The following is a 23,112-nucleotide window of genomic DNA, read 5'->3' on the forward strand; positions in this document are numbered from 1 at the left end:
GCTTATAGAGACGTCGTTAAGTGTCCTGAGGTATGTTCGGAAAGGTTTTTTTCAAAAACGCATCAACCGTAGATTCAAACTCAGGATGCTCATTAACACCATTGTACATGGGCGAAGTCCTCAGCATTAATTCAGTTCCAAATGTTTGTCGGTCGAGGTTTTTCAGCGAGTTTTTGAAGTAATCAAACTGTTGTTCGGCGCTCAAACTTCCGTCTAAATAGAAGAGGATCGGGCAATGCGGCCAAGCTTGTCCTTTTGAGCGAAAGCACTCTTTAAGTTGGATCGGTCTCGTTGAATAGTCCATTGCGGCCTCTGCTAATGCTGGCTCACCTTGTTTCTTCAATGCTGATGCGACATATAATTTGTCGTAAGGATATAAACCGCTCGCCTCCACCAATTCATTAAGTGGTAGATCAGCCCAGCCAAATTGATTCATATAGGGCGAAGCGTCACCGTTTAGTAAAGCCCACACGGACTCGGTCGTTTGTTTAATGAAGGGGCTTACCGGTAATGCGTTAAAACGCTCTTTTTGCTGAGAGCTAAGTTTTTGTTGCTCTTTTAATCCGTACAACAGCGAATAGGCATTTACAAACGCACCAATATTAGGATTTGGCAGCGATAGCTGCTCATCAATTAATGAAATGGCCTTATCGAACTCGCCATTTAATACAACGAAGCTTAAGTAAGGCTCAAGATAATTTTGATGTTGTTCTCCATCGTACTGCTCATAAAGCCGGGCGATTTTTGCGACATTTTGCTCAAGCGGATAGGTAATTGCCGTTTCTACAAACAGCGCCATCCATGAACCTGGTGCGACTTTCTTTACTTTATCCTTCAGCTCATACAATTCGTCTATTTTGCCTAAGTGTAAATATATAGAGGCGAGGCTGCCATAATTCGACAAACTTTTCGGATCGATTTTAAGCACCTCTTCTCGCAGTTCCATTGCCTCAAGAACTTTACCAAAAATGCTGAGCAAAATTGCGTAGTTGTGGGCAATAAAGGGCTCACTCGGTGCCGCTTCATGTGCCTGACGATAAAGGGAAAGTGACAAATCGTAGGAAAGGTCGTCAGGGGCATCGTATGTCGATTGCAGCGCTACGGCCGCAAGTTTAAGCGGAAAATTGGGACTGTCTTGTAGCTCCCAGAAAGTTCTTTCCATTTTTTTCGCACTTTCTTCACGTGTAAAGCCACCATAATAGGTAGATAGCTGATAACCCACGTAAAGCTGCGATCTGGCCTGATGGAAATTCCTATCTAATGCAAGCGCTTCAAGTAAAAGCGCCTCAGCCTCTATCAATGCATCAGCTGAACGCTTGTATTGCAGTTCGCGCGCTTTAATAAACAACTCATAGGCATTGGGATTGTTTGTCATTCCAACTTGTTGAGAAATGTCCTCAGGCAAAAGATTAAGTTTTAGTGCTTCAGTAATCGATAACGTAAGCTCGTCCTGCAATTCAAAAATGCTGGTCATTTTTCGATCGTAGGTCTCAGACCAAATATGCGCACCTGAAGAAACATCAATTAACTGTGCGGTGATCCGCACATTATCAGCATCTTTTCGAACACTCCCCTCAAGTACATAGGCAACATTAAGAATATTGCCAATATCACGAATATCGATACGCTCGCCTTTAAATGCAAAAGATGATGTGCGAGAGATCACCACCAGTTGCTTTAGACGCGCAAGCGCATTAAGCAACTCCTCTGCCATGCCATCACCAAAATATTCCTGTGATTTGTCAGGGCTCATGTCATCAAAGGGCAACACCGCGATAGAAACGCTTTTATCTGCAACGCTTGCAGGTTCAGTCTGCCAGAACTGTTGATATCCTATAAACGCGACAGCGACTATTAGAAGTGAAGCCAGAAGTATATTGAGTTTCGAACCACCTTGATTAAGCTGTTGCTCCGCTGAATCTGCATCGGTCGTTAGTTTCATTCCTTCGGGAGTGAGCTCAAACGCCCAAGCAAATATGAGGGCAATAGGAAATCCAATACTTAAAAGAACAGTGACAATGGTGGCAAAAACATTGGGTAAATGAAGTGGCTCAGAAATGACAGAAATAATTTGAATAATTAACCATGCGGTCACTAAATAAACACTGGCCACCTTAAAAACATTGCGACGCCTTAGCTCGTTGAAGATCTTCATTCGCTATACCCATGCAAACTGGCTTTATGTGAGAGTAAAGCAAGCGCATTGTTCAATCAAGCGTCACTTTTTGGTTGTTTGTTAAGCTATTTCAATCTAAATACCTCAATTGAAGTTAATCTATCAAGCAAAAAACCAATAGCTAACAAAAATAGCAGCCAGTATTCCGGCTAAATCGGCTGCCAAACAGCATCCTACAGCATAGCGACTATGCTTGATTCCCACTGCACCAAGGTAAACCGCAAGAACGTAAAATGTGGTTTCAGTTGAGCCTTGCATCACCGACGCTAGCCTGCCAGCAAAGGAGTCTGCACCATGAAACTGCATGGTTTCAATCATCAGAGCACGAGCGCCAGAGCCACTGAGGGGCTTCATAAGTGCAGTAGGCAGAGCATCTACAAACATGGTATCAAGCCCGACCATCGCAACTAAAGAGGCAATACCGCCAGTCACCAGCTCCATCACGCCAGAAGCTCTTAGCATGCCAATGGCAAATAACATGGCAACTAAATACGGAATAATCATAATTGCCACATCAAAGCCCTGCTTGGCTCCTTCTACAAATTGTTCGTAGGTATTCTGTTTTCTACGGTAGCCAGCCAAAAGCACCACTACGATAAACAAAAATAGCGCAAAATTGGCGATCAGCGCCGATTGCTGCGCAAGCTGCTCAGAGGCAAGGCGTGAAAAATAAAGAATAACAGCGGCTAAAAAGCTAAAGATTCCGACCAGGTAAATCAGCACCACTTTATTAAAGAGATTGACCCGCTGAACGGTGCAAGTCACAAACAATCCTACTAATGTTGAGCAACTGGTGGCTAGCAAAATAGGGATAAAAACGTCGGTAGGCTGCGCGGCCCCCTCCTGAGCGCGATATAAAAAGACCGCAATCGGAAAAAGCGTCACTGACGAAGTGTTAAGTACGAGAAATAATATTTGAGAGTTGGTAAGCGTATCTTTAACAGGAGCAAGGGTTTGCATATCCTGCATCGCCTTGATGCCAAAAGGAGTAGCTGCATTGTCTAAACCAAGGATGTTGGCAGACATATTCATGGTGATGCTTCCAAGCGCGGGATGCCCACGCGGAATATCGGGCATTATACGGCATAAAAAAGGCTCTAATAAGCGCGAAAATTTAGATATTAGCCCAGAATTCTCGGCCACCTTAAAAATACCTAGCCAAAATGCAAGCAAGCCAATCAAACCAATGGCGATATCTACGCTGGTTCGAGCCATGGCGTTAACTGCCTGCATAACCTCCTGAAAAGAGCCTAAGTTTCCGTTAACAAATACGCTGTAACATGTCGCAATAAAGGCGCTTAAAATAAAGCCAAGCCAAATTTTATGAAGCATGTGTCCTCTTATTATTCTTAAAGAATTATTATTTTTAAAGGAATAATTATTTGGAATGGTTTAAAGTATGCAGGTAAACCAAACTATGCTTCGAGTGTACGTGAATTTTTAACGATTTAAAACGCGCCCCAGCGATTGAATACAATAATCGACATTTTTTTGTTTGCAGGCGTAGCCCATCAAACCAATACGCCATACTTTACCGGCGAGTTCGCCAAGCCCTGCTCCAATTTCCAAATCGTATTCATTTAAAAGCCTTGAGCGCACCTGAACATCGTCGATTCCTTCCGGAATTTTTACCGCATTAAGTTGAGGTAGTCGATATGCCTCATCAACAGCCATTTCAAGACCAAGCGATTCAAGTCCGGTTTTTAAGTGCTGATGCATACTTGCATGACGTTGACAGCTATTTTCCAGGCCTTCTTGCGCAAGCATAACAAGTGACTCGTGAAGCGCATAAATGCTGTTTACCGGAGCAGTATGGTGATATGCACGTTTCTGGCCTTCCCCCCAATAGCCAACGATTAAATTCATGTCTAAAAACCAGCTTTGCACCGGAGACTTGCGCTTTTGAATGGTTTGAACGGCGTGTTCACTAAATGAGATTGGCGCCAAGCCTGGTACACAAGAGAGGCATTTTTGTGTGCCTGAATAAATGGCATCAATGTGCCATTCGTCGACACAAAGCTCAATACCGGCAAGTGAGGTAACGGCATCAACAATTGTCAAACAGTTAAATGACTTGGCAATTTGACATAAGGTCTTCGCATCATTTCTTACACCTGTAGATGTTTCTGCGTGTACAAATGCAACCGCTTTGGTGTCTGGATGTTGACGCAAAGCACGCTCGAGCTTTTCTGGTTTAGTTTGCTCTCCCCAGGGATCATCTATGCAAATCACTTCAGCCCCTACTCTCTTCGCGTTTTCTTTCATGCGATTGCCAAACACACCATTGATGCACACTATCACCTTATCCCCTGGCTCAAGTAAGTTGACAAACATCGCCTCCATACCGGCCGAACCGGGTGCAGATAAAGGCATTGTAAGTGCATTGTCCGTTTTAAACGCATATTGTAGTAAAGATTTGGTTTCATCCATGAGAGAAATAAAATCAGGATCAAGATGCCCTAGCGTGGGGCGAGAGAGTGCATGTAAAACACGTTCACTCACATCAGACGGACCTGGCCCCATAAGTGTTCTGGTTTTGGGTATAAACGAAGAGTATGTCTGCATAACTTGCTCCTTATTACAACATCACAGCGTGTCGCAGTGAAAACGATTCAGATTGATAATTGTGTCAGCATTCACGATCTTTAGCACATCACAAATATTGTCAGTGAACATAAATACTGAAAATAATTATCATCAAACCCATTTGCTTAAGATATGAACAGTCGTTTACGAACCTCCTACTTTTCACCAGTCTAATCATGAGCGATTGTGGATAAGTCTGTTAAAAGACCGTGTTTTTGCTCTTGATAAACTGGTAAAACCTGTGGAGAAAATTGTTATAAAGAGCACATTTTTACTGACCTTACGAAGCTTTTGAGCGAGCTAAGCCTTATAAAAATATGACATTTTTACGAAATTTTTTAAAAACTATTTATTTTTTGTTAATTATTGCGCTATAGTATCTAACCCGATAGCGTTTTATAGTATCTAACTAGTAAACGTGTCGTTGTGAGTAAGAAATTTGTAAACGCTTCTCCCGATCATGGATGTGATTGACGGATGATAGCTGTAAAGGTCTTGAGCGGGGCCTTTTAATCTGACGTTTGTACTTTTGGAAAGTTAGCGCACGGCTCAGCAATGAGCCATTCCCCTAAGCCTGGAACTTTTGTTCCGGGCCTTTTTCCTTTAGCACCCATGATTTTTTGTAGCCATTCGAAGCTGGCTTTTTGCTTCAAGGTTTTTGTTCAGCCAGTGATTTTGCAAATCGTTTCGCATTCTCTTGATAGTGTTTTGCAGACGCTTCTAGCTGCTTTTGCTGTTGCTCACTCAACTGTTTTATTATTTTCCCCGGTGAACCTAGCACCAGAGAATAATCAGGCACGTTCATATTTTCAGTGATTAGTGTGTTAGCACCGATAACGCAGTATTTGCCAATTGTCGCGCCGTTAAGGATCACAGAGTTGATGCCTATCAGCGAGTAATCGCCAATTGTGCAACCGTGGAGCATGACCTTATGTCCTACGGTTACGCCCTTACCCACTTTTAAGGGAAAGCCAAAATCAGTATGAAGCATTGATAAATCCTGAATATTTGAGCCTTCTCCAATTTCGATTAGGTCGCAATCACCTCGTATTACGGCATTAAACCAAACACTACTATTCGCTTTTAATTTGACCTTGCCCATCACTTGAGCACTTGGCGCTACATAAGCGCTCGCATCCAAATCGACTTTATCCTTTCCAATCGTGTAAAGCATTACAGGCTCCTTAATCTTCTGTTTTTATTTGCCGCATCAAACCTTCTTGGACAGAGGTTGCAAGCAAAACACCTTCTTTGCTATAAATTTTTCCTTGAACCAAAGCACGTGAATTTCCGCTGAAAGGGCTTTCCATTTCATACAACAGCCAATCATCAAATTTAAAAGGCTTGTGAAACCACATTGCATGATCAATTGTTGCCATTCTAAGCGACTTATCTTGCGCAGCGAGGCCATGAGCTTGCAATGCGGTAGATAAAAAATGATAGTCTGAAGCATATGCCAGAGAAGCCTGATTAATCGCCAGGCTTTCTTCGATGGGGTCGCGTCCGCGGAGCCAAATTGTCCGCTTGGGCTCTCGCTTTACCGCTCTAAAACTATGGGCGCCACCAATGGTACGAATATCTACCGGGCGATGATAACTCAAGGCTTGTTTCATGCGTTGCGAGAGTTTATCAATGTTATCGTCGTAATACTGGATGTCTTGCGCTACTTCCTCTGGTGGCGGCGCCGGTGGCATGTCGGCATACTGATGAGATAGCCCTTCTTCCTCTACCTGAAACGAGGCAGTCATATAGAAAATGTTTCGCCCGTTTTGTATTGCTTTCACCCGTCTGGTTGAAAAACTTCGCCCATCCCTCACATCCTCTACGTCATAAACCACAGGCTTACTTGCATCACCAGGCAATAAAAAGTAGGAATGAAAAGAATGAATTACGCGGTCTTTTGGAACAGTTTGATAAGCTGCCATAACTGACTGCCCTAAAACCTGCCCTCCATATAAAGCCCTAAAACCAAGGTCCCACGAATCTCCCCGATACAAGCCTGCTTCTAAAGGCTCTAAATCAAATAAATGAGCAAGGCGTACGTCTGACAATGTTGTCTCCTTTCTAACATGTTAGCGCTAGATAATTGTTTAACTGAATATTTGCTTGGCATTAATCTGCAGTATTGACCTCACGCGCCTGGGCATGAGGATTTCGTGGATAATAATTCTCTGGCAGGCTCTGCTGATATGAAAAGGTACGTGTGTCTTTATAAGGCAGTTTCATAAATCCTGAAATACCCAGCCCAACTATCTTTGGAACCTGCGAAATAATCTGATCTAACAATGACGCAAACTGTGCCTCCTGCTTATGGTCAAGGAGAGTGTAATAATTATGAATTTTTAAATGCTTAGGCAAGGCTTCAAATATAATACAGCCAGTGTGATGAATATTGTTGAGCGATTTTATACACGAAAGCAACGACTCTGGAAGTTTAAGCAATTCATCCGGATCATCCCCATCTTCAAAATAGGAATGCATACGGGTTTCGTCTTCCTCAATCGATACTTTACTCAATTCATAAGGTATTTTCACATGCTTATCGGGAATAAAGGCATCTTCTTCGCGCTTCCGATAAAAATGCAGCGTGTTTTTTGCATCAAACATACAGCTTTTAAAAATCCCGGAGCGATTAATGGCGCGCGCAAAAATGACCAGATTATCAACAGCGCGGTCAAAGGCGTTTTGTAAAGCAGGATCGTAGAGTTTTAGACTGGAATCCACATAAATTCCGTCTTTTTCCCAACGAATAGCAAGCCCACCTACTACGGGATATTTGCCTAAACGACTTACGGCAGAGATAAAGGCTTTTTCAGTCTCTCCCATGCCCTGCAAATAGTTTTTATAGTAGCGTTCAAACTGCGCATCATTCAGGTAATTTAAATGAGCAGAATCGACACCCGACTGCTGTCGCAAAAATGATTTACGCGACGAGTACACCACCGTTTCAATGTCTTTTTTTGTGCCGCTGATCCACGTGGGGAGCATACATATTTTTGTATCCGGTTTTGGCGGCGCAAACACCATATGTTTAAAGTATTTGTAGTTTTTTAATAGCCAATCTCCACCTTGAATGCGTTGTTGCGCGTCATCGCTCATCATGGCATTAAGACACTGGGCTAAGGCTTTGGGAAGCCCCAGAGTTAATGGCGTAATCACTTTTCGTCCAAATCGCGAGGATGCACCACTGGCAAGCGCATAAATTGTGCTGGCCAGGCCTTGTTCATCAAAACGGGGTGATGATAATTCACCGTTTAGTTGATCATCTCCAATAAAATAAACGTCCCCCAAACGAGCATTGGTTTGCTGCAAATCACCCGACATAAGATCCATCACATTATCTGCCACATATTGTTGATTTTCATCAACTTGAGCAAATACACAAGAGCCCCAGTCTATAAGTGATAAGATTTTTCGGTGTGGTTCCCAAACCAGATTCGAGGGTTTAACATCACCGTGCACAATGGGCTTTGCGCTTCCGTTTTCGGTATTTTGCCGAAGCGCCATTAATATGTCGCAAATTTGTATGAGTATATCGATAAGTTCCGGAATTGGCAGAGGCCCTTTTTCGAGCGAATACTGCTCAAGATCTACTCCCGGGGCACGCTGCATCACCAAAATAGACTGACGTTTGATTTTCTGAAATTCAATCAATTGCGGTACAAGCGGATGCTGAACCAATGAAAGCATGTACGCTTCTTCTTCCAGTCTATCTTGTATATGCTGGGGTAAGGTAATTTTTGAAAATTTAAACACATGCGCCTGGCCAAAGGGTGAAATACCGCTAAAAGCAAAGCCAAAAGCGCCTTTACCGATTAGCTCAATGTCTGTGTAACCCAGTTTTTCAAGCTGAGATTCACATAATTTAAACCAGTTTTTGAGCTTTTTCGCATCTTTGTGTGAAAGCAAATATAAGCTTTGATCATCTGGTATATAAAAATGCTTAAGGGCCAATTCGGTCATTGAGCTATTTGCCACCATTTTATATTCGATGAAGAGGAGTTGTTGTCTTTAGCAATTGTAGTTTCTAACACGTTTAAACAGTTTCGCAAGCTTTCTTCAATTTTAAAAGGTGGATTGATGATGCACATTCCCGACCCATACATGCCCACGTTCTCAGTGGCTTGTTGATAGGCGAACTCAAGACTTAACATACCGCCTGTAACATGCGTTTTGCTCAAATCAGACAATTGTTCCAGCATTTGATTCGCCAAATGTGCCTTTGGCGATGCTTCTAGCTCTCCCGAGCGGTGGTTAATGCGTTTTGGCGATAAAAGCGGATACCAGATTAAATAAATCCCGTTATGCCATTTTTGTATTGATTGCGAAATGGCCTGCACCACTTGCTGATATTCTTCCGCTTGCTCATAAGGCGGATCAATGATTAGCATCCCGCGGTTTGGCGATGGCGGAATTAAGGCTTTTATCGCTTCGAAAGCATCACGATGATGCACTTGTACACGGGTATTATCATAAAAGTACCTTGTAATATGGCGATTTAACTGATTGGCGATTGGACCCGATAATTCGTTTACCTGAATATTATCAAACTCTCTAGCCAGCTTTGAAACAATAAATGGCGAACCTGGATAAAACCCATTTTCAAGGGATGCTTTTACTACTTCAATATAATATTGAAGCGCTTGTTCCGTTTTGTCGTCTGTTGGCAAGCCAAGCAAATGTTCAAATGCAGCAGCATCGGCTTTTTCAGAGCGATGCGAAAGCATATACAAGCCCTCTCCCGCATGAGAATCCAATACGAAATAAGGCTTGTTTTTCTTATTTAGGGCAAGTTGAGTCGCAATAATAACAAGATGTTTTAACACATCTGCATGATTGCCCGCGTGATAAGCATGTTGATAACTGAGCAAAGCCTTTCCTGTTGTAAGCCGCTAAACATTGATTATGCTTAGCATTATAGGCGCTTTTTATGCCTTGCTCTATACACAAAACAACTTATGTTTTTATCTCAAATCAACCAACATCTTTTGCGGATTGGCCAGATAATCCATCCATAGATTATTAAATTTAACCATCGTCGCGCCATCAATAACGCGATGATCTCCAGACCAGTTCAGCATCATGACATTAGTTGCGTAAACTTCTCCGTTGTCATCAAAACGCGGTAGTTTTTGCGTCTTACCTAATGCAACAATGGCCACCTCCGGTTTGTTGATGACTGGCGTAGCCGTAATACCGCCCAATGTTCCGATGTTAGAAATACTAATTGTGCCGCCGCTCAAATCTGCATTGCTAAGTTTTCCATCTCTCGCTGCGTCAATGATTCGGTTTACTTCAATCGCCACCTCTTTCAAACTCAGGTGCTGCACATTTTTAATATTTGGTACAAGCAATCCAATTTTTGAATCAACGGCCATTCCTATATTGTGACTTGCCAGGTAAGTAAGCTCGCTCCCGTTCTCATTTAAGCGGCTATTTACAATAGGATAGTGACTGAGAGCAAGCGACAGCGCTTTAATAAAAAAGGGCATAAAACTCAGCTTAATGCCTTGTTTTTCAAAGTCGGGTTTTAATTGTGCTCGCAAGGCAATTAAATTGTCCATGCTAAGCTCATCGCTTACGCTAAAGTGCGGGATAGAGCTAACACTTGCCATCATTTGTTTTGCCATGGCCGCACGAATGCCTTTTACCGGTTCAACTCTGTCTTGTTCTGAAGCTCTGGCATGCTGAGCTTGCCGATTGGCTTCGTTATTTTCAGTATTGGTAGCAGCGTTATTAGTTGAGCCTTCACTGTGGTCAGACGCTCTTTCCCTAGTTCCATCAGCTTTAAGAACGTCTGCCTTTACAATCCGGCCCTTCTTGCCGCTACCGTGAACACTTTCTAATTGAATACCTAATTCTTTTGCCATTCTGCGCACCGCAGGACTTGCAATTGGGCGTTTACTAACAACCGGCGCCTCAAAATTTTCACCTTGTTTGTTATCACTATACGACTTGGCAGTTGGCCTTGATGCTGAGTTTTTATTATCAGCCTTATATAATGAATTTCCGTTTTCTTTTGATGCTGAAGGCTGAACAGCGTCATGTTGACTGCTGCCCGTTTCAGGCGAGTGGACACCTTCAAGACTAAGATCAAATAAGGGGGTGTGAACTTTTGCAATTTCGCCCTCCTGATAATGCAGTTTAGCGATAGTACCAGCGTGTTTCGCTGGAATTTCAACAACGGCCTTATCAGTCATGACCTCGACAACGACCTGGTCTTCTTCAACGCTGTCTCCCTCTTTAACGCTCCATTTTACAATTTCGCATTCAACGATACCCTCGCCAATATCGGGAAGGAGAAATGATTCGGTCTGTTCATTTTGAGAGCTTGCTTCGTTTGTGGAGCTATTTTGACCGGGATTTCCAGCCTTATTCTCTGATTCGGATAATTGCTCAGATTTAATGTTTGAGTCAGCGCTTGAGTTTGCATTTGAGCCTGTGCTCTGTGACGCACTCTCTTTTGCACTCTCTTTTACACTCTCCATGGCAAAAAGTGGTTCATGCACTTTTGCGATATCGCCTTCTTTGTAATATAGTTTTTTTACGACTCCATCGTGCATCGCCGGGATCTCTACGGTCGCTTTGTCAGTCATTACCTCAGCAACAGGCTGATCTTCTTTGATAGTGTCGCCTTCAGCGACTAACCATTTCAATAATTCGCATTCAACAATACCTTCGCCAATGTCAGGTAAGATAAAATCTGTCATTTGTTTTCTCCTATACCGTCGCTTTATCTACCTTAGTAATCCATCGTACGCTTAATTGCTTCAAACGTTTTTAGATGATCTGGCATATACTCTTTTTCATGAGCTAATGGATATGGCGTATCTAGGCCGCATACCCGAGCGATAGGTGCTTCCAGATACAAGAAGCATTCTTGTTGAACCGTTGCCGCAATTTCGCTTGCAAAGCCACCCGTCAGAGGTGCTTCATGGTTTATAAGTAATCGACCGGTTTTGTACACAGAGTTGATAACAGTTTCTGCATCCCAGGGAAGAATGCTTTGTAAATCAATAATCTCACAGGAAATGCCCTGCTCTTCAGCCAGCGCGGCGGCTTTTTCTACAATTTCAACTTGCGCGCCCCAGGCTAACAAGGTGATATCGCTACCTTCTTTAACGGTATCTGCTTTGCCCAAAGGCAGTTCGTAATCGGTTTCTGGCACTTCGCCAACGGCTGCACGATATAATCGCTTTGGCTCCATAAACAGCACCGGATTATCGTCTTTAATTGAGGATATCAGTAAACCCTTTGCCTGATAGGGATTGCGGGGAATAACAATTTTCATTCCGGGAATGTGCGCAAAAAAGGCCTCAGGTGACTGTGAATGATAATGCCCTCCGGCGATCCCGCCGCCATAGGGGGTTCGAATTGTTAGCGTTCCGCAGCTAAATTGACCACCTGAGCGATAGCGCCATTTTGCGGTTTCATTCACAATTTGGTCAAAGGCTGGAAAAATATAATCACCAAACTGAATTTCCGCCACAGGAACCGAGCCCTGTGCGGCAAGACCGTTGGCAAAGCCTATTATCCCTTGTTCGGTAAGTGGCGTGTTAAAGCAGCGCGCTTTACCAAATTTTTGTTGCAGGTTTGATGTTGCCCTAAACACACCACCAAAGTGACCAACATCCTCACCAAACACCATCACACGTTCGTTCTGTTCCATCATGGAAATCAGCGCACTGTTTATTGCTTGTAGTAAATTCATTTTTGCCATTAGTTAGCCCCCTTTTTATCCCTGTTCGCTGTTTTAGGGTAATGCTCCGGGTATTTGTTGATGTGAGCTTTTAATTCATCCAATTGTTTTTGAAGGTGCCAGGGCGGTGTGTCATACACATCCTCAATAATGTCTTCAATGGGGCAAACCGGCACTTTTTCGGCAACCTTTAAGGCGTTCAGAATATCGGCACGCGTTTTATCTTTAAATGCTTCAATGGCTTTTTCATCCAACCAGCCTTTAGTCTGCATCCAGGCTTCAAATCGAGTGATCGGATCTTTTTTCGCCCACTGTTGTTCTTCTTCTTTACTTCGATAACCGGTTGGATCATCTGAGGTAGAATGCGCAGACAAACGGTAGGTCATGGCTTCAATCAATACCGGACATTTCTTCTCAAGCGCCATTTCCCGCGCAATTTGTGTTGCAGCATATACAGCAAGAACATCGTTACCATCCACTCGAATCGTATTCACACCGTAACCAATACCACGTGAAGCAATACCATCCCCGGCAAACTGTTCTTCAGCGGGAGTAGAAATTGCATAGCCATTGTTTCGGCAAAAGAATATACAGGGGCAATTTAATACCGCAGCCATATTCAAACCGGCATGAAAATCCCCTTCAGATGCCGCACCTTCACCAAAATAACAAATTGTGATGGCGTCTTTTCCTGCCATTTTCTGCCCATAGGCATAACCAGAGGCCTGAGGTATTTGCGTTCCTAAAGGAGAAGATATAGTCATAAAATTGAGCGCTTTATCGCCATAATGAATGGGCATTTGACGCCCTTTGTTCGGATCTTCCTGATTGCTGAACATCTGATTCATAAATTGCTGCGTCGTATATCCACGAAATACTAATGCGCCCTGCTCTCGATACTGTGACATGATCATATCGTTTGCATCTAGCGCAACTGCGGAGGCAACGGTTGCCGCTTCCTCGCCGCGGCTAGCTAAGTAAAAACTGATCCTGCCTTGACGCTGTGCGCCAATCATTCGCTCATCGAGCAAGCGAGTATAGTGCATGGATTCAAGAATTTTTTGTGCCAGTTCCTGGTCTATTTTAGGAAGTTCAGAATCTTTTGTGGGTTTGCCGGTCTCATCCAGCAACTGCAGCATCGGAATGTCGAGTAGACCATTAGTAATTACCTTTGCTTTGTGAGTCAACTTCACATGAGAAAGATGGTTTCTATCTTGCATAGCCTATTCCAGTGTTAACACTTAATGAATTGATATGAGTACTATAGTAGTCAAGCTTAGTTCACTACGTATTGCTAAATTTAGATAAGGCTGGCAATTAATAGAAATAGATGTTTCATTTTGCAGTTTTAAATAGAATGCACATCCTATTTGTAACGATTTTGTATCGTTAATCATACATTTTATTAAAATTATACGGTGTTTTGTTTTCTTTTTTTGGCAATTCTCTGTATTAAGTTTTAAGTTCGTTTTTATGCAAAACACGAGCATTAAAAATAAGTATGCAAAAACTCTCCGCTGTCTTGTGGCATTGCAAGCAGTGGTTTTACGGGAGAACTCAATGATAAAACTTGCCTGTGCACTTGGCCTTGCTTTAGCGCTTCAAATGCCAATACTTAACGCATATTCAAGTCCAAATACTGCACCTAAGCAATTCAGTGATACAGATGCTACCGTTGCAAATAATTTTGTAGGCGCTGAAAACTATGTGGTCAAGCAGTATATCAACCCCGAAAAAGCCACTCGTAACGCTCAGGATGTGTTTCAATTTGAAGCAAACCTGCCGCCTGGTGAATACATCTATATTATCGAATTATCTATGTCAGCGGTGGCACAAACACCAGAATTTCAGCGCAAGCTTCAACAAAAACTGCATTTAAAACGCTCAAGAATACATGGTCTCAATGCTTCACACGATCAAGCGCGCGCCAGTATTGACGATTATGTCGCCCTAGTACACAACGAACAACGCTCATTTTTACAAGCTGCAAATCAAATCATTGGCTCAAAAAAACTGCTGGCGCAATATGAGTATGCCATCAATGGCGTGGCTTTGCGCATCACACAGGATGAAGCTGCCAAACTTGCAGAATTACCACAAGTTTCGCGTATCACCCGAGAAAAAATATACACGATCAATACCGATGTTGGCCCAAGTCTGATTGGCGCTCCGTCTCTGTGGGAGGGAGATATTCCTTCACTTGTGCAGGCGCAAGGCGAAGGTGTGATTGTCGCTGTTATTGATACCGGCATAAATACTGATCATCCATCCTTTGCTGAAATAAGCGGTGATGGATATTTGCACACTAATCCGCTTGGCGATGGAGTATATTTAGGCGACTGTGCAAATGGTTTTGTAGAGCTTTGTAACAACAAGCTTATTGGCGTATATAGCTATCCACAAATCACTGGCAATTATTCAGATACTGAAATCTTCCCACCTAATTTGCCTCGAAACGGTGAAGATTACGGTGGTCATGGGTCACACGTTGCTGCAACAGCAGCAGGCAATGTATTGTTTGATGTTGCAGAAGTGCTTCCTGAGTTTGGGCAAGAGGAATCTTCAGGTACGCCAACCGGATTTGTGTTTGAACAACTTTCAGGTGTTGCTCCTCGTGCCAATATCATATCGTATCAGGCTTGTTTTGGCGGGCGCTCTGACAGTGGAGACACTTATGCCGACTGCCCTAGTTCAGCACTCATTGATGCGGTAAATGACGCCATTGCTGATGGTGTAGATGTTATCAACTATTCTATAAGCGGTGGCGGTGACCCTTGGGTAGCAGTAATAGAACGTGCCTTTTTAAGCGCACAAGCTGCCGGAATCTTTGTGGCAACCTCAGCCGGTAATTCTGGCCCAGGTGTATCTTCTTCTGAAAAACTAGCGCCTTGGTACACCTCTGTTGCAGCCAGCGAACATGGCAGGCAAAATGCCTTCGTTAAAGAAATTCGCGGCTTTTCAGGCGGTGGAACCCCACCACCGGTTATCGTTGGACAAAGCAATACTGGAAGCATTACCGCTCCTATTGTTTACGCCGGTGATTTCACTAATCCTAATGACCCTGCAAACGACCCTGCACAGTGTTTACAACCGTTCCCGGCGGGTACTTTTAATGGGCAGATTGTAGTGTGTGACAGAGGAGAAATTGCGCGTGTTGATAAGGCGCAAAACGTCCAATCTGGAGGTGCTGGAGGCTTTGTTTTAGCGAACGTGCAAGGCGGCGAAACGTTTTTAGCGAATGATATTTATGTTATTCCTGGTATCCACATTACCGCAAATGACGGCGACAGGCTAAAAAGCTGGTTAGCAACAGGTATCAATCATCGAGCAACGATCACTGAAGGTCGCGCCTCACAAAACATCGACGAAGCAAGGGTAGATGTGCTTGCAAACTTTTCTTCTCGCGGGCCAAACACCTTCATAAGTACTTTAAGCCCCACCGTTACCGCCCCAGGCGTTGATATTTATGCAGCGTACGCAGATCAGCGTTTTGGCCATGATGGTCATGAACCTTCCGCGAGTGATTTTAACTATTTGTCTGGCACATCGATGGCAAGTCCGCATGTCGCAGGTGCCGCAGCTTTATTGAAATCAATCCATTCAGACTGGACGCCCGATAACATACGCTCTGCTCTTGCAATGACGGCCACAACGGATGTATTAAGAGAAGATGCCATAACACCTGCTGACTACTTTGACAGTGGCTCAGGACGTATTCGTGTTGATTTGGCAGCACAAACTGGTTTAGTTATGAACGAAACAGAAGCCAATTATCTACAAGCAAGACCGTCAACAGGTGGCGACCCACGTAGCCTGAATCTACCCAGCATTACAGATACTGAATGCCTTTCTGTTTGCACATGGTCGCGAACCTTTACCGCAACAAAAAGCGGTACATGGACAGCAAGTGGAGAAGGCTTTGACAATGGAATGCAAATTAACATTCGCCCTGCTGAATTTTCATTAGATGCGGGAGAATCCCAAACAATTGAAATTGAGATTGACACCATTGAATCAGAAAAAAACGTCTATTTATTCGGACAAGTGACGCTAAGTGCCGCAAATTCTCCTGAACTCAAATTACCGGTGAGCGTCATTTCGTCTATCGGTGATATTCCAACCGAAATTCAAATAAATGCCAAACGCAATCGGGACAGTGAATTAATTGAAGGTATTGAGGGTATTACCTTAAATAACTTTGTGCTAACGCCTTACCGCTTAACAAAAGCAATAAAAGTCGAAGACACGATTGCTGAAGATTCTGACAATAGTCGTTATACGGATGACTTGGATGATGGCGTTGTGATTACTTCAATAAATGTTGGAAATAATGCCAAACGTTTAATTGCTGAAATTGTTGAATCAAGTGCAAGCGATTTAGACCTGTTTATTGTGTTTGATAGCAACAACGACGATGAAATATCTGCCTTTGAACAAATCGCGCAGAGTACCTCTTTTGACTCAACAGAATATATCGAAATTATGCGACCTCAGGCCGGGCGCTACTTCATCGTTGTACAAAGTTTCTTAGGGTCAAATTCGCAACCAGATAGCTTTGAAATGCGCTACGCTGTTGTTGATTCTCAAGTTGGTGATAATCTTCAGGTAGAGGCGCCAAGCTCATTAGATATAAACGAACCGTTTGATATGCGCTTTATATATGACCTTGAAAATGCTGAAAAGGACGATGATTACTATGGCGCAGTTGACATGGGAACGAGCGCTTCGACTCCCAGAAATTTGGGCTTTATTTCGTTGGATATTAATCGCATTGCTGACGATGTTTATCTTGATGCATCACCTGCTCGAGTAAATGTTGGCGAGCAGGCACCCTTAAGCGTTATTGTTGAAGGAAACAACACGAGCGAATCAAGACAATATGAGATTAACATTATTACCCCCACTGGGACGCGTTTTGTTAACGTTGGAGAGGGCGAGCTGCGTGAAGAAGATGGCACAACTTTATTGGTTTACAACGTGTTCAAAGAAGCAGGCGATCTTATAGATACCAGAATTGATTTTGATTTATTGGTAGAAGAGTCGCTTCCGGCTGGTCCAATCGAAATCAATCTGCAAAGTGAATTGCTAAACAGGAGTTTTACGTCGAATCAAACCGGTGAACCGTTCAGGGACATACAGATAGAGGGACCACCAGAAATTACGTTTAATGGTGTTCAAAACCCTCGATTTTCAGTGTTTGAAACTCGATCGTTTATTTTACCAATTAGCATCAGCGACCCTAATAACGATGCACTCAACATTGTGTATGAGCAAACGTCAGGACCTCTGGCAGAAATTATAGAAGACGAAAATACCGTCACTATTGTTGCGCCACAAGTCGATTCCGATTCAGAGCTACAATTTGACGTTGTGGTGAGCGATGGTAATACCTCGCCAGTAACTGCAGAATTTACAGTCAATGTGCTAAATAATGAAGCGCCGAGCATAAGCAGTATTAGCGCGCCAAGCGCTGCTACGGCAGGCTCTAATGTGACTATTACTGTTGTTGCCAGCGATCCGGAGAGCGATCCACTAACCATAAGAGTGAACGGTATTGAAGGTAGCAGTGTGACATTGACTACACCAAGTAATTTAAGCTCAGTGTCTTATGAAATTGCAGTAAGTGATGGCATTAATACCGTCACCGACAGCGTCACTATCACGCTTAACTCACCACCCCCTCCTCAATCTGGTTCGGGCGGAGGCGGAAGTTTCAGTTTGTTGATGCTGTTCAGTTTATTGGGAATGGTGCTGTGGCGCCGACAAACAAATCAAAATCTATGTTGCACTGCGAAGTAGAGCCTTCCGCGTTGAGAGATCATTACGAGCAGAATAAAAATTACCATGCAATACATAAAGGCTTTAAAAAGGATTAAAGACTCACCTCGAATAGCATAAATGAAGTAAAAAAGTGAATAATAGGTGAGCAAAGTAGCGACGGGAGTCCCCTTTAAAAATCCCTTATAAGTCCATGCCAAAAAGCAAGCGATGATAGAGAACAAAAAGGGAATACCAATCAAACCAAAATTGATTAGGGCTTCACCTTCGATGGAGAAACCAAATGCGCCATCATTTACCGCTGACGAGTATTTTTGACTAAACCAAATAGAAAGTGGTGTCACCAGCTTGACTGCCCCCAGTGTTATCATATTTACAAAACCAGCGAAGTATGACATTCCCCACATAAGATTTTGTTCTTGCTCTATCCATAATAAAATATTTGATGTCACCATTAAATTACTTCCCTGATTAAGGAAGGAGGCTAAACCACTCCCGTCCATTTCGCTTGAACGCCCTGCCGAAAGTGCCGTAAATAAAATAGCGGCTATAGGAACACCAACAAACATCCTGAACACGGGAACAGGTCTGTCTTTGTAATACCAAAATAGCAGGGGCAAACTTATTAGGGCAAAGTCGCGCTCCTCCATATACAAACAGTATGCAAAGTAAACTGTTACTACAGATGAGAAGAGGATCCCTTCTGAAAGATTCATTTTGCTTCTCGGTGACACTGTCATATAACAGAATAAAACAACGGGCCACAGAGTAAGTAAAACGTAGTGAAATTTGCCCATGACCGCTATTCTTTCGACTTTATTGAGAGGCGCAAGCCCGATTTTCATAATCGCGATGGAAAACGCAATCAATACAGGGATACTTAAAAGGATAATGGTAGTCTGTCGAATAAAAACAGGCTCCTTTACCACAAGTGAGTAACGCGCATTGAGCCTGGCAATATAGTTTGAGGGAAATAGGCTTAAACTTGCAATTGCAACAAAAAAAACCATTGCCGCTTCTTTTAAATAGTCTTTTTGGATACCACTGTATATTTGAAATCCTAAACTATGGGCTAAATATGGACCAAAACAAAAATACAGATAACAAAAACAATAGATTGCCAGGGGGGAGATGCGTCCCTTAAACGTGACAAGTTCGGCAACGATTTTATAAATTACCAGGGTGATCGATGCATAAAAAAATAAATGTTCAAACGGATGCACGATGTATATATTTCCATAGACGAAATGATGACACGATAAAATGGACGATGCCACTTATGGCTACCATACCTAGCAATCCAGCCATGCCCAAATAATCAGAAAACAACCACCCAAAGGCTCCACAAAAGACGGTATTTATAAATGTCAGCAATAACAAAAACCTGCCTTCCTGAATTAAAATCAGCAAATAATTTGAATACGAAAAAAGCAATGAGCCAAATGACAAAACTAACACAAGATGGTACGTCGTAATGAGACTAGGATCATTCTCGTGGATATTGTCGTGGATACCCCAATAAAAATCTCTGAATGGAGCAAGATGAAATAGCTGTAAAACGACATATAAGGCGACGATGAAAAGCAAAGAGCCGGCATATATTTTCATCACGGCTTTCGAGGATTTCAAAGCCTCCCGCCACGACGACATCATAGTTTGACAGGCTGTATTTAAGACGACCAAAACTAACATCAACAGAAAGCTACTGACAGTAAAAATAGCGAGCTCATTCTCCAGTCCTTGTAAGCCAAGAATATATCGAGGAACAAAGAAATAGATAGAAAACAAGAGTGCTGAAAGCGCAACAGAAAACGACGTGGAAAAGATTGAAGCTACCTCTCCTGTTGGCCTCACCTGTTCTGTTGCCCTTATCGCGTCAAGGAAGAACATAACGCCTAATACAATTAATCCTGTTTCAAGAGAGTCTGTCAGCATTGTAACAAGGAGCGCAATAAGCACCAGTAACACTTTTCTAATACTGGCCAAAAATAGCTTTTTATCGTTTTTTTGCTTTAAAAACGCGGTGATAGGAAGGTCGTAGTAGTATTCAAAATTTTTGCATACAAAAAGCGCTACAGACAACAACAATACTTCGGCAATCATGCCATAAGCGATGGTGACCAGAAGGCCAAGAATACTCAGGATCAGTCTAAGCTTAAGCACTGGATTTAGAAAAACACGGTCTTGGCTTAACAAGTAGTTTCTGGATGGACAGGCCAGCAACAAAGCTATCGGAGTGATTAAGGCTAACAGAAGGCTAAAATCCGCAACCGATTTAATATCTTCGTTATTAGATAACCACATCAGTGCAAACCACGGAACTAAAAAGCTTACAAGCTGAAAAGACATAAGTACGACTGTATTCTGCACCCGTGGACGAATCTCTCTAAGAAACATTAGCCTGAAGTATCCATTTACTTATCAACATAGGGGACATTGACCAATACCACCCCTAAAACAAACGTTTTTGAAATGGAAAGCTGTTCTAATGCCTCCATTAATCCTCGTACTTTTGTTTTTTCAACATCGCAAAACAAAATCAAAGCGTCTGTTTGTTTAGCTACAACAAATACATCGCTTGATTCAAGTATGGGCGCAGTTGTAACAATCACACGTTTATATGCCTTTCGTATTTTAGTCATTACCTCTGAGAACTTTTCTTTCGCAAAAAAGCTCGTAGCATCAACATTCAAACTTCCGGCCGATAATATTGTTAGTTTGTTATTTTCTGTTTGATAGGAAGCTTGACTAAAAGGTGTATTCAGATTTACCAGGTCAGTAATGCCTTTTTGTTCTTTATCCAACATAAGTTGATTAGAAAGTGGTCGGTTTCGCAAGTCGGCCTCAACCAATACGGTTCTTTCAATGCGCGCATGAGAGCTTGCAAAACGAATGGCCATATCGGTAATCGCCTTATCATTTTTAACACTTGTGAATGCAAAGGACTTATAACTGTTGTCTCGGGTTAAAATCGATATAAGCGTGTCGAATGATCGAACGGAATCCTGTAAGAGCTTGGCCGTTTTTTTCTTCCCTTTAAAAAGATCCAGCGCTGGCTTCTTCGGAAACTCTGCAAGAACGGCGATGCCATGTTGTTTCGCTACCCTTTTATACAAGGTGTGGCTGTCGTGCGTTAAATGCTGTAAAAGAAATAAGGCTACGCTTATCCCAAAAGAAAGTATGGACAGTACAATGAGAGACAAGGCCATTCGCGGTGAGCTCGGTCGAATTGGTACTTTCGCTTCATCAACCACAACGTACTCAGCCTGGTTGCTAGATGTGCTAAATATTTCTGCTTCTTGCACCCTTGACAAAAATACAGAGTAAAGCTTTTGGTTTCGTTGAACTTCGCGCGTCAAGTTGGAAAGTTGTATTTCGAGCAACCCTAAACTTGATTGCCTTTCTCGAAGAGACTCAATCTGCGAGTCAATTTTTATTAAACGTGCCTGAAGCGATTTCAATTCTTTTTCCAGCACGCGCTCTATTTCATCAATTGTTTCGGACAACTGATTCTCAGCTAGTTCCAGAGCTGATTTTGCTGCCTGATATCGATGATGTTTATACTTGTATCGTTGCGATACCTCTTGGTAAATCGTACGCTTTTGCTGAATGGTACTGAGCAGCAATCTTACCTGATTATTGCTGGCAATTATGGGGAGTTGCATTTTTTCGTTTGTGTTATCCCCTACCTCATCAAGTTGCTTCACTTTTACTTTCAAATCATCAATCTGCTCACTCGCCAATGCTTTTTTCTCAATGAGGCTAACGAGCTGCCTTTTCAGGAGTTCCATTTCGACGTTTAAATCAACAATGTTATTTGTGAGTATAAAATCTTGCAGCAAGGATTCAGAGTGAACTAAATCCTCGAATATTCTTGATGTTTTTTCATTTAGGAGTTTCGATTGCGTCGTCGCTTGCTCTCTTTTTTGGACTTTTAAGAATTCAAAAAACGCTGTACTAATTGTGTTGGCAACATAAGCTGCGACTTCAGGGTCGTGCGCGACAAAAGATAAGGAGAGCATGTCGGTATTGGCGATTGATGATACCGATAAGTCTTCACGTAAAATCTCTACCGTATGATCCAGAGACGCTTTGCTTTCTGTTGTGTTTTTAAAAAGGTGAAACTCAGGCAGCAAGTGAAGTTTGTAATCATCGGCAAACACTCTCAAAAACTTTCTTGAGCGCAAGGTTTCTATGTGAACAGCTTTATTTGAAGGGCTTCCAAATCCTATTGAAGAAATATCAGGTGTTTGAATACCAGAAGACAGTTCTGAGTCACTGACTTTGATAATACTCGTAGCCAAGTATTTTTTGGGCATATCATTAAGCGCTAGCGTGCCAGAAACAAATAAAAAAAGTGTGAGTAGAATTATCGAGAGCTTTTTTCGCCAAAAGAAAGAGAAAAAGTCTGACAAATCAAAGTAGACCTCTGTGCGCTCAAGTGACTGATAATTATCTTCGGATTTCATTAATCGCGTTACTTATAGCAACTGCAAAAGCAAAAGCAATCGCCACACGTTTTGAAAACAATGCGAAACCAAAAGCTTTTAGTAAACAAAAAACTTTTAGTAGAAACACGACAACACCTTCCCTATCTTGAGATAAAGGTAGAGATTGATATGACGTGTTCATGATTGCCCTTTTTAATTTCAGTTGCATCTATCTTCCATTTTTTGTCATCAGGGCTTGCCTCAATGACTGCTTTATACGAATTGCCTTTATGTGCGTCAGAAAGATATCGGCAAATAGCTAATTTCTTTTAACAAAACAATTTCGTGGCTAAACGCTATCAGGAATAAAAATGCTTTTGTGCAATGCAAGAGGAAAACACGCCCAGAAATGGAGAATGAGCTTGTATTTACTAGAGTATTTC

The 23,112-nt window shown here is 42.5% G+C and carries 15 protein-coding genes; 1 reads left to right on the forward strand and 14 read right to left on the reverse strand.

What is annotated here, in order from left to right; genetic code table 11:
- Positions 1-16: 16 nt before the first annotated feature.
- From D6V41_RS14690 to D6V41_RS14735, 10 genes are all read right to left on the reverse strand, one after another.
- Positions 17-2,155: a hypothetical protein gene (locus D6V41_RS14690; protein ID WP_136252291.1), complete on the reverse strand. Its 2,139-nt coding sequence runs from the start codon at positions 2,153-2,155 to the stop codon at positions 17-19.
- A 123-nt stretch (positions 2,156-2,278) separates the two neighbouring features.
- A complete protein-coding gene (locus D6V41_RS14695; RefSeq protein WP_136252292.1) occupies positions 2,279-3,508 on the reverse strand; it encodes a nucleoside recognition domain-containing protein in 1,230 nt (409 codons plus the stop codon).
- A gap of 108 nt (positions 3,509-3,616) precedes the next feature.
- Complete coding sequence (locus D6V41_RS14700; RefSeq protein WP_136252293.1) at positions 3,617-4,741, reverse strand: pyridoxal-phosphate-dependent aminotransferase family protein; 1,125 nt, start codon at positions 4,739-4,741, stop codon at positions 3,617-3,619.
- Between the two features lie 670 nt (positions 4,742-5,411).
- Positions 5,412-5,936, reverse strand: coding sequence for a gamma carbonic anhydrase family protein (locus tag D6V41_RS14705; RefSeq protein WP_136252294.1), 525 nt, complete (start codon positions 5,934-5,936; stop codon positions 5,412-5,414).
- A gap of 10 nt (positions 5,937-5,946) precedes the next feature.
- A complete protein-coding gene (locus tag D6V41_RS14710) occupies positions 5,947-6,813 on the reverse strand; it encodes an acyl-CoA thioesterase (RefSeq protein WP_136252295.1) in 867 nt (288 codons plus the stop codon).
- Between the two features lie 61 nt (positions 6,814-6,874).
- The gene (locus D6V41_RS14715; RefSeq protein WP_136252296.1) at positions 6,875-8,725 is read right to left on the reverse strand and encodes a protein kinase domain-containing protein; all 1,851 of its coding nucleotides are present in this window, start codon (positions 8,723-8,725) and stop codon (positions 6,875-6,877) included.
- Complete coding sequence (gene rlmJ, locus D6V41_RS14720) at positions 8,722-9,633, reverse strand: 23S rRNA (adenine(2030)-N(6))-methyltransferase RlmJ (RefSeq protein ID WP_136252297.1); 912 nt, start codon at positions 9,631-9,633, stop codon at positions 8,722-8,724. Before rlmJ ends, D6V41_RS14715 begins: the two co-directional genes overlap by 4 nt.
- A gap of 93 nt (positions 9,634-9,726) precedes the next feature.
- Positions 9,727-11,472, reverse strand: a complete 1,746-nt coding sequence (locus tag D6V41_RS14725) for a dihydrolipoyllysine-residue acetyltransferase (RefSeq protein ID WP_136252298.1) — start codon at positions 11,470-11,472, stop codon at positions 9,727-9,729.
- Between the two features lie 32 nt (positions 11,473-11,504).
- Complete coding sequence (locus D6V41_RS14730) at positions 11,505-12,482, reverse strand: alpha-ketoacid dehydrogenase subunit beta (protein ID WP_136252299.1); 978 nt, start codon at positions 12,480-12,482, stop codon at positions 11,505-11,507.
- On the reverse strand, positions 12,482-13,681 hold the full coding sequence (locus tag D6V41_RS14735) for a thiamine pyrophosphate-dependent dehydrogenase E1 component subunit alpha (protein ID WP_136252300.1): 1,200 nt from the start codon (positions 13,679-13,681) through the stop codon (positions 12,482-12,484). The genes D6V41_RS14730 and D6V41_RS14735 overlap by 1 nt, the downstream gene beginning before the upstream one ends.
- A 340-nt stretch (positions 13,682-14,021) precedes the next feature.
- Between D6V41_RS14735 and D6V41_RS18485 the strand changes: the two genes are divergently transcribed.
- Positions 14,022-18,260 carry a S8 family serine peptidase gene (locus D6V41_RS18485; protein ID WP_168711052.1) on the forward strand — a complete coding sequence of 1,413 codons (4,239 nt, stop codon included), beginning with the start codon at positions 14,022-14,024 and terminating at the stop codon, positions 18,258-18,260.
- On the opposite strand, the gene D6V41_RS14745 is transcribed toward D6V41_RS18485, so the two are convergent.
- From D6V41_RS14745 to D6V41_RS14760, 4 genes are all read right to left on the reverse strand, one after another.
- The gene (locus D6V41_RS14745) at positions 18,233-19,249 is read right to left on the reverse strand and encodes a hypothetical protein (RefSeq protein ID WP_136252302.1); all 1,017 of its coding nucleotides are present in this window, start codon (positions 19,247-19,249) and stop codon (positions 18,233-18,235) included. The two genes, D6V41_RS18485 and D6V41_RS14745, sit on opposite strands and share 28 nt — an antisense overlap.
- A 199-nt stretch (positions 19,250-19,448) precedes the next feature.
- Positions 19,449-20,588, reverse strand: coding sequence for a hypothetical protein (locus tag D6V41_RS14750; protein ID WP_136252303.1), 1,140 nt, complete (start codon positions 20,586-20,588; stop codon positions 19,449-19,451).
- Between the two features lie 65 nt (positions 20,589-20,653).
- The gene (locus tag D6V41_RS14755) at positions 20,654-22,708 is read right to left on the reverse strand and encodes a GumC family protein (protein ID WP_136252304.1); all 2,055 of its coding nucleotides are present in this window, start codon (positions 22,706-22,708) and stop codon (positions 20,654-20,656) included.
- Positions 22,692-22,898 (reverse strand): hypothetical protein, encoded by a 207-nt coding sequence (locus tag D6V41_RS14760; RefSeq protein WP_136252305.1) that lies wholly within the window; start codon positions 22,896-22,898, stop codon positions 22,692-22,694. Before D6V41_RS14760 ends, D6V41_RS14755 begins: the two co-directional genes overlap by 17 nt.
- Positions 22,899-23,112: the final 214 nt, after the last annotated feature.

The organism is Ningiella ruwaisensis (genome assembly GCF_004798935.1).
In the GTDB taxonomy this organism is placed as follows: domain Bacteria; phylum Pseudomonadota; class Gammaproteobacteria; order Enterobacterales; family Alteromonadaceae; genus Glaciecola; species Glaciecola ruwaisensis.

Excerpts from the sequence above, each read along its gene's own strand:
- D6V41_RS14690 (WP_136252291.1), bottom strand. The coding sequence starts at position 2,155 with ATGAAGATCTTCAACGAGCTAAGGCGTCGCAATGTTTTTAAGGTGGCC.
- D6V41_RS14695 (WP_136252292.1), bottom strand. The coding sequence starts at position 3,508 with ATGCTTCATAAAATTTGGCTTGGCTTTATTTTAAGCGCCTTTATTGCG.
- D6V41_RS14700 (WP_136252293.1), bottom strand. The coding sequence starts at position 4,741 with ATGCAGACATACTCTTCGTTTATACCCAAAACCAGAACACTTATGGGG.
- D6V41_RS14705 (WP_136252294.1), bottom strand. The coding sequence starts at position 5,936 with ATGCTTTACACGATTGGAAAGGATAAAGTCGATTTGGATGCGAGCGCT.
- D6V41_RS14715 (WP_136252296.1), bottom strand. The coding sequence starts at position 8,725 with ATGACCGAATTGGCCCTTAAGCATTTTTATATACCAGATGATCAAAGC.
- D6V41_RS14725 (WP_136252298.1), bottom strand. The coding sequence starts at position 11,472 with ATGACAGATTTTATCTTACCTGACATTGGCGAAGGTATTGTTGAATGC.
- D6V41_RS14730 (WP_136252299.1), bottom strand. The coding sequence starts at position 12,482 with ATGGCAAAAATGAATTTACTACAAGCAATAAACAGTGCGCTGATTTCC.
- D6V41_RS14735 (WP_136252300.1), bottom strand. The coding sequence starts at position 13,681 with ATGCAAGATAGAAACCATCTTTCTCATGTGAAGTTGACTCACAAAGCA.
- D6V41_RS18485 (WP_168711052.1), top strand. The coding sequence starts at position 14,022 with ATGATAAAACTTGCCTGTGCACTTGGCCTTGCTTTAGCGCTTCAAATG.
- D6V41_RS14745 (WP_136252302.1), bottom strand. The coding sequence starts at position 19,249 with ATGGTTTTTTTTGTTGCAATTGCAAGTTTAAGCCTATTTCCCTCAAAC.
- D6V41_RS14750 (WP_136252303.1), bottom strand. The coding sequence starts at position 20,588 with ATGTCTTTTCAGCTTGTAAGCTTTTTAGTTCCGTGGTTTGCACTGATG.
- D6V41_RS14755 (WP_136252304.1), bottom strand. The coding sequence starts at position 22,708 with ATGAAATCCGAAGATAATTATCAGTCACTTGAGCGCACAGAGGTCTAC.
- D6V41_RS14760 (WP_136252305.1), bottom strand. The coding sequence starts at position 22,898 with ATGCAACTGAAATTAAAAAGGGCAATCATGAACACGTCATATCAATCT.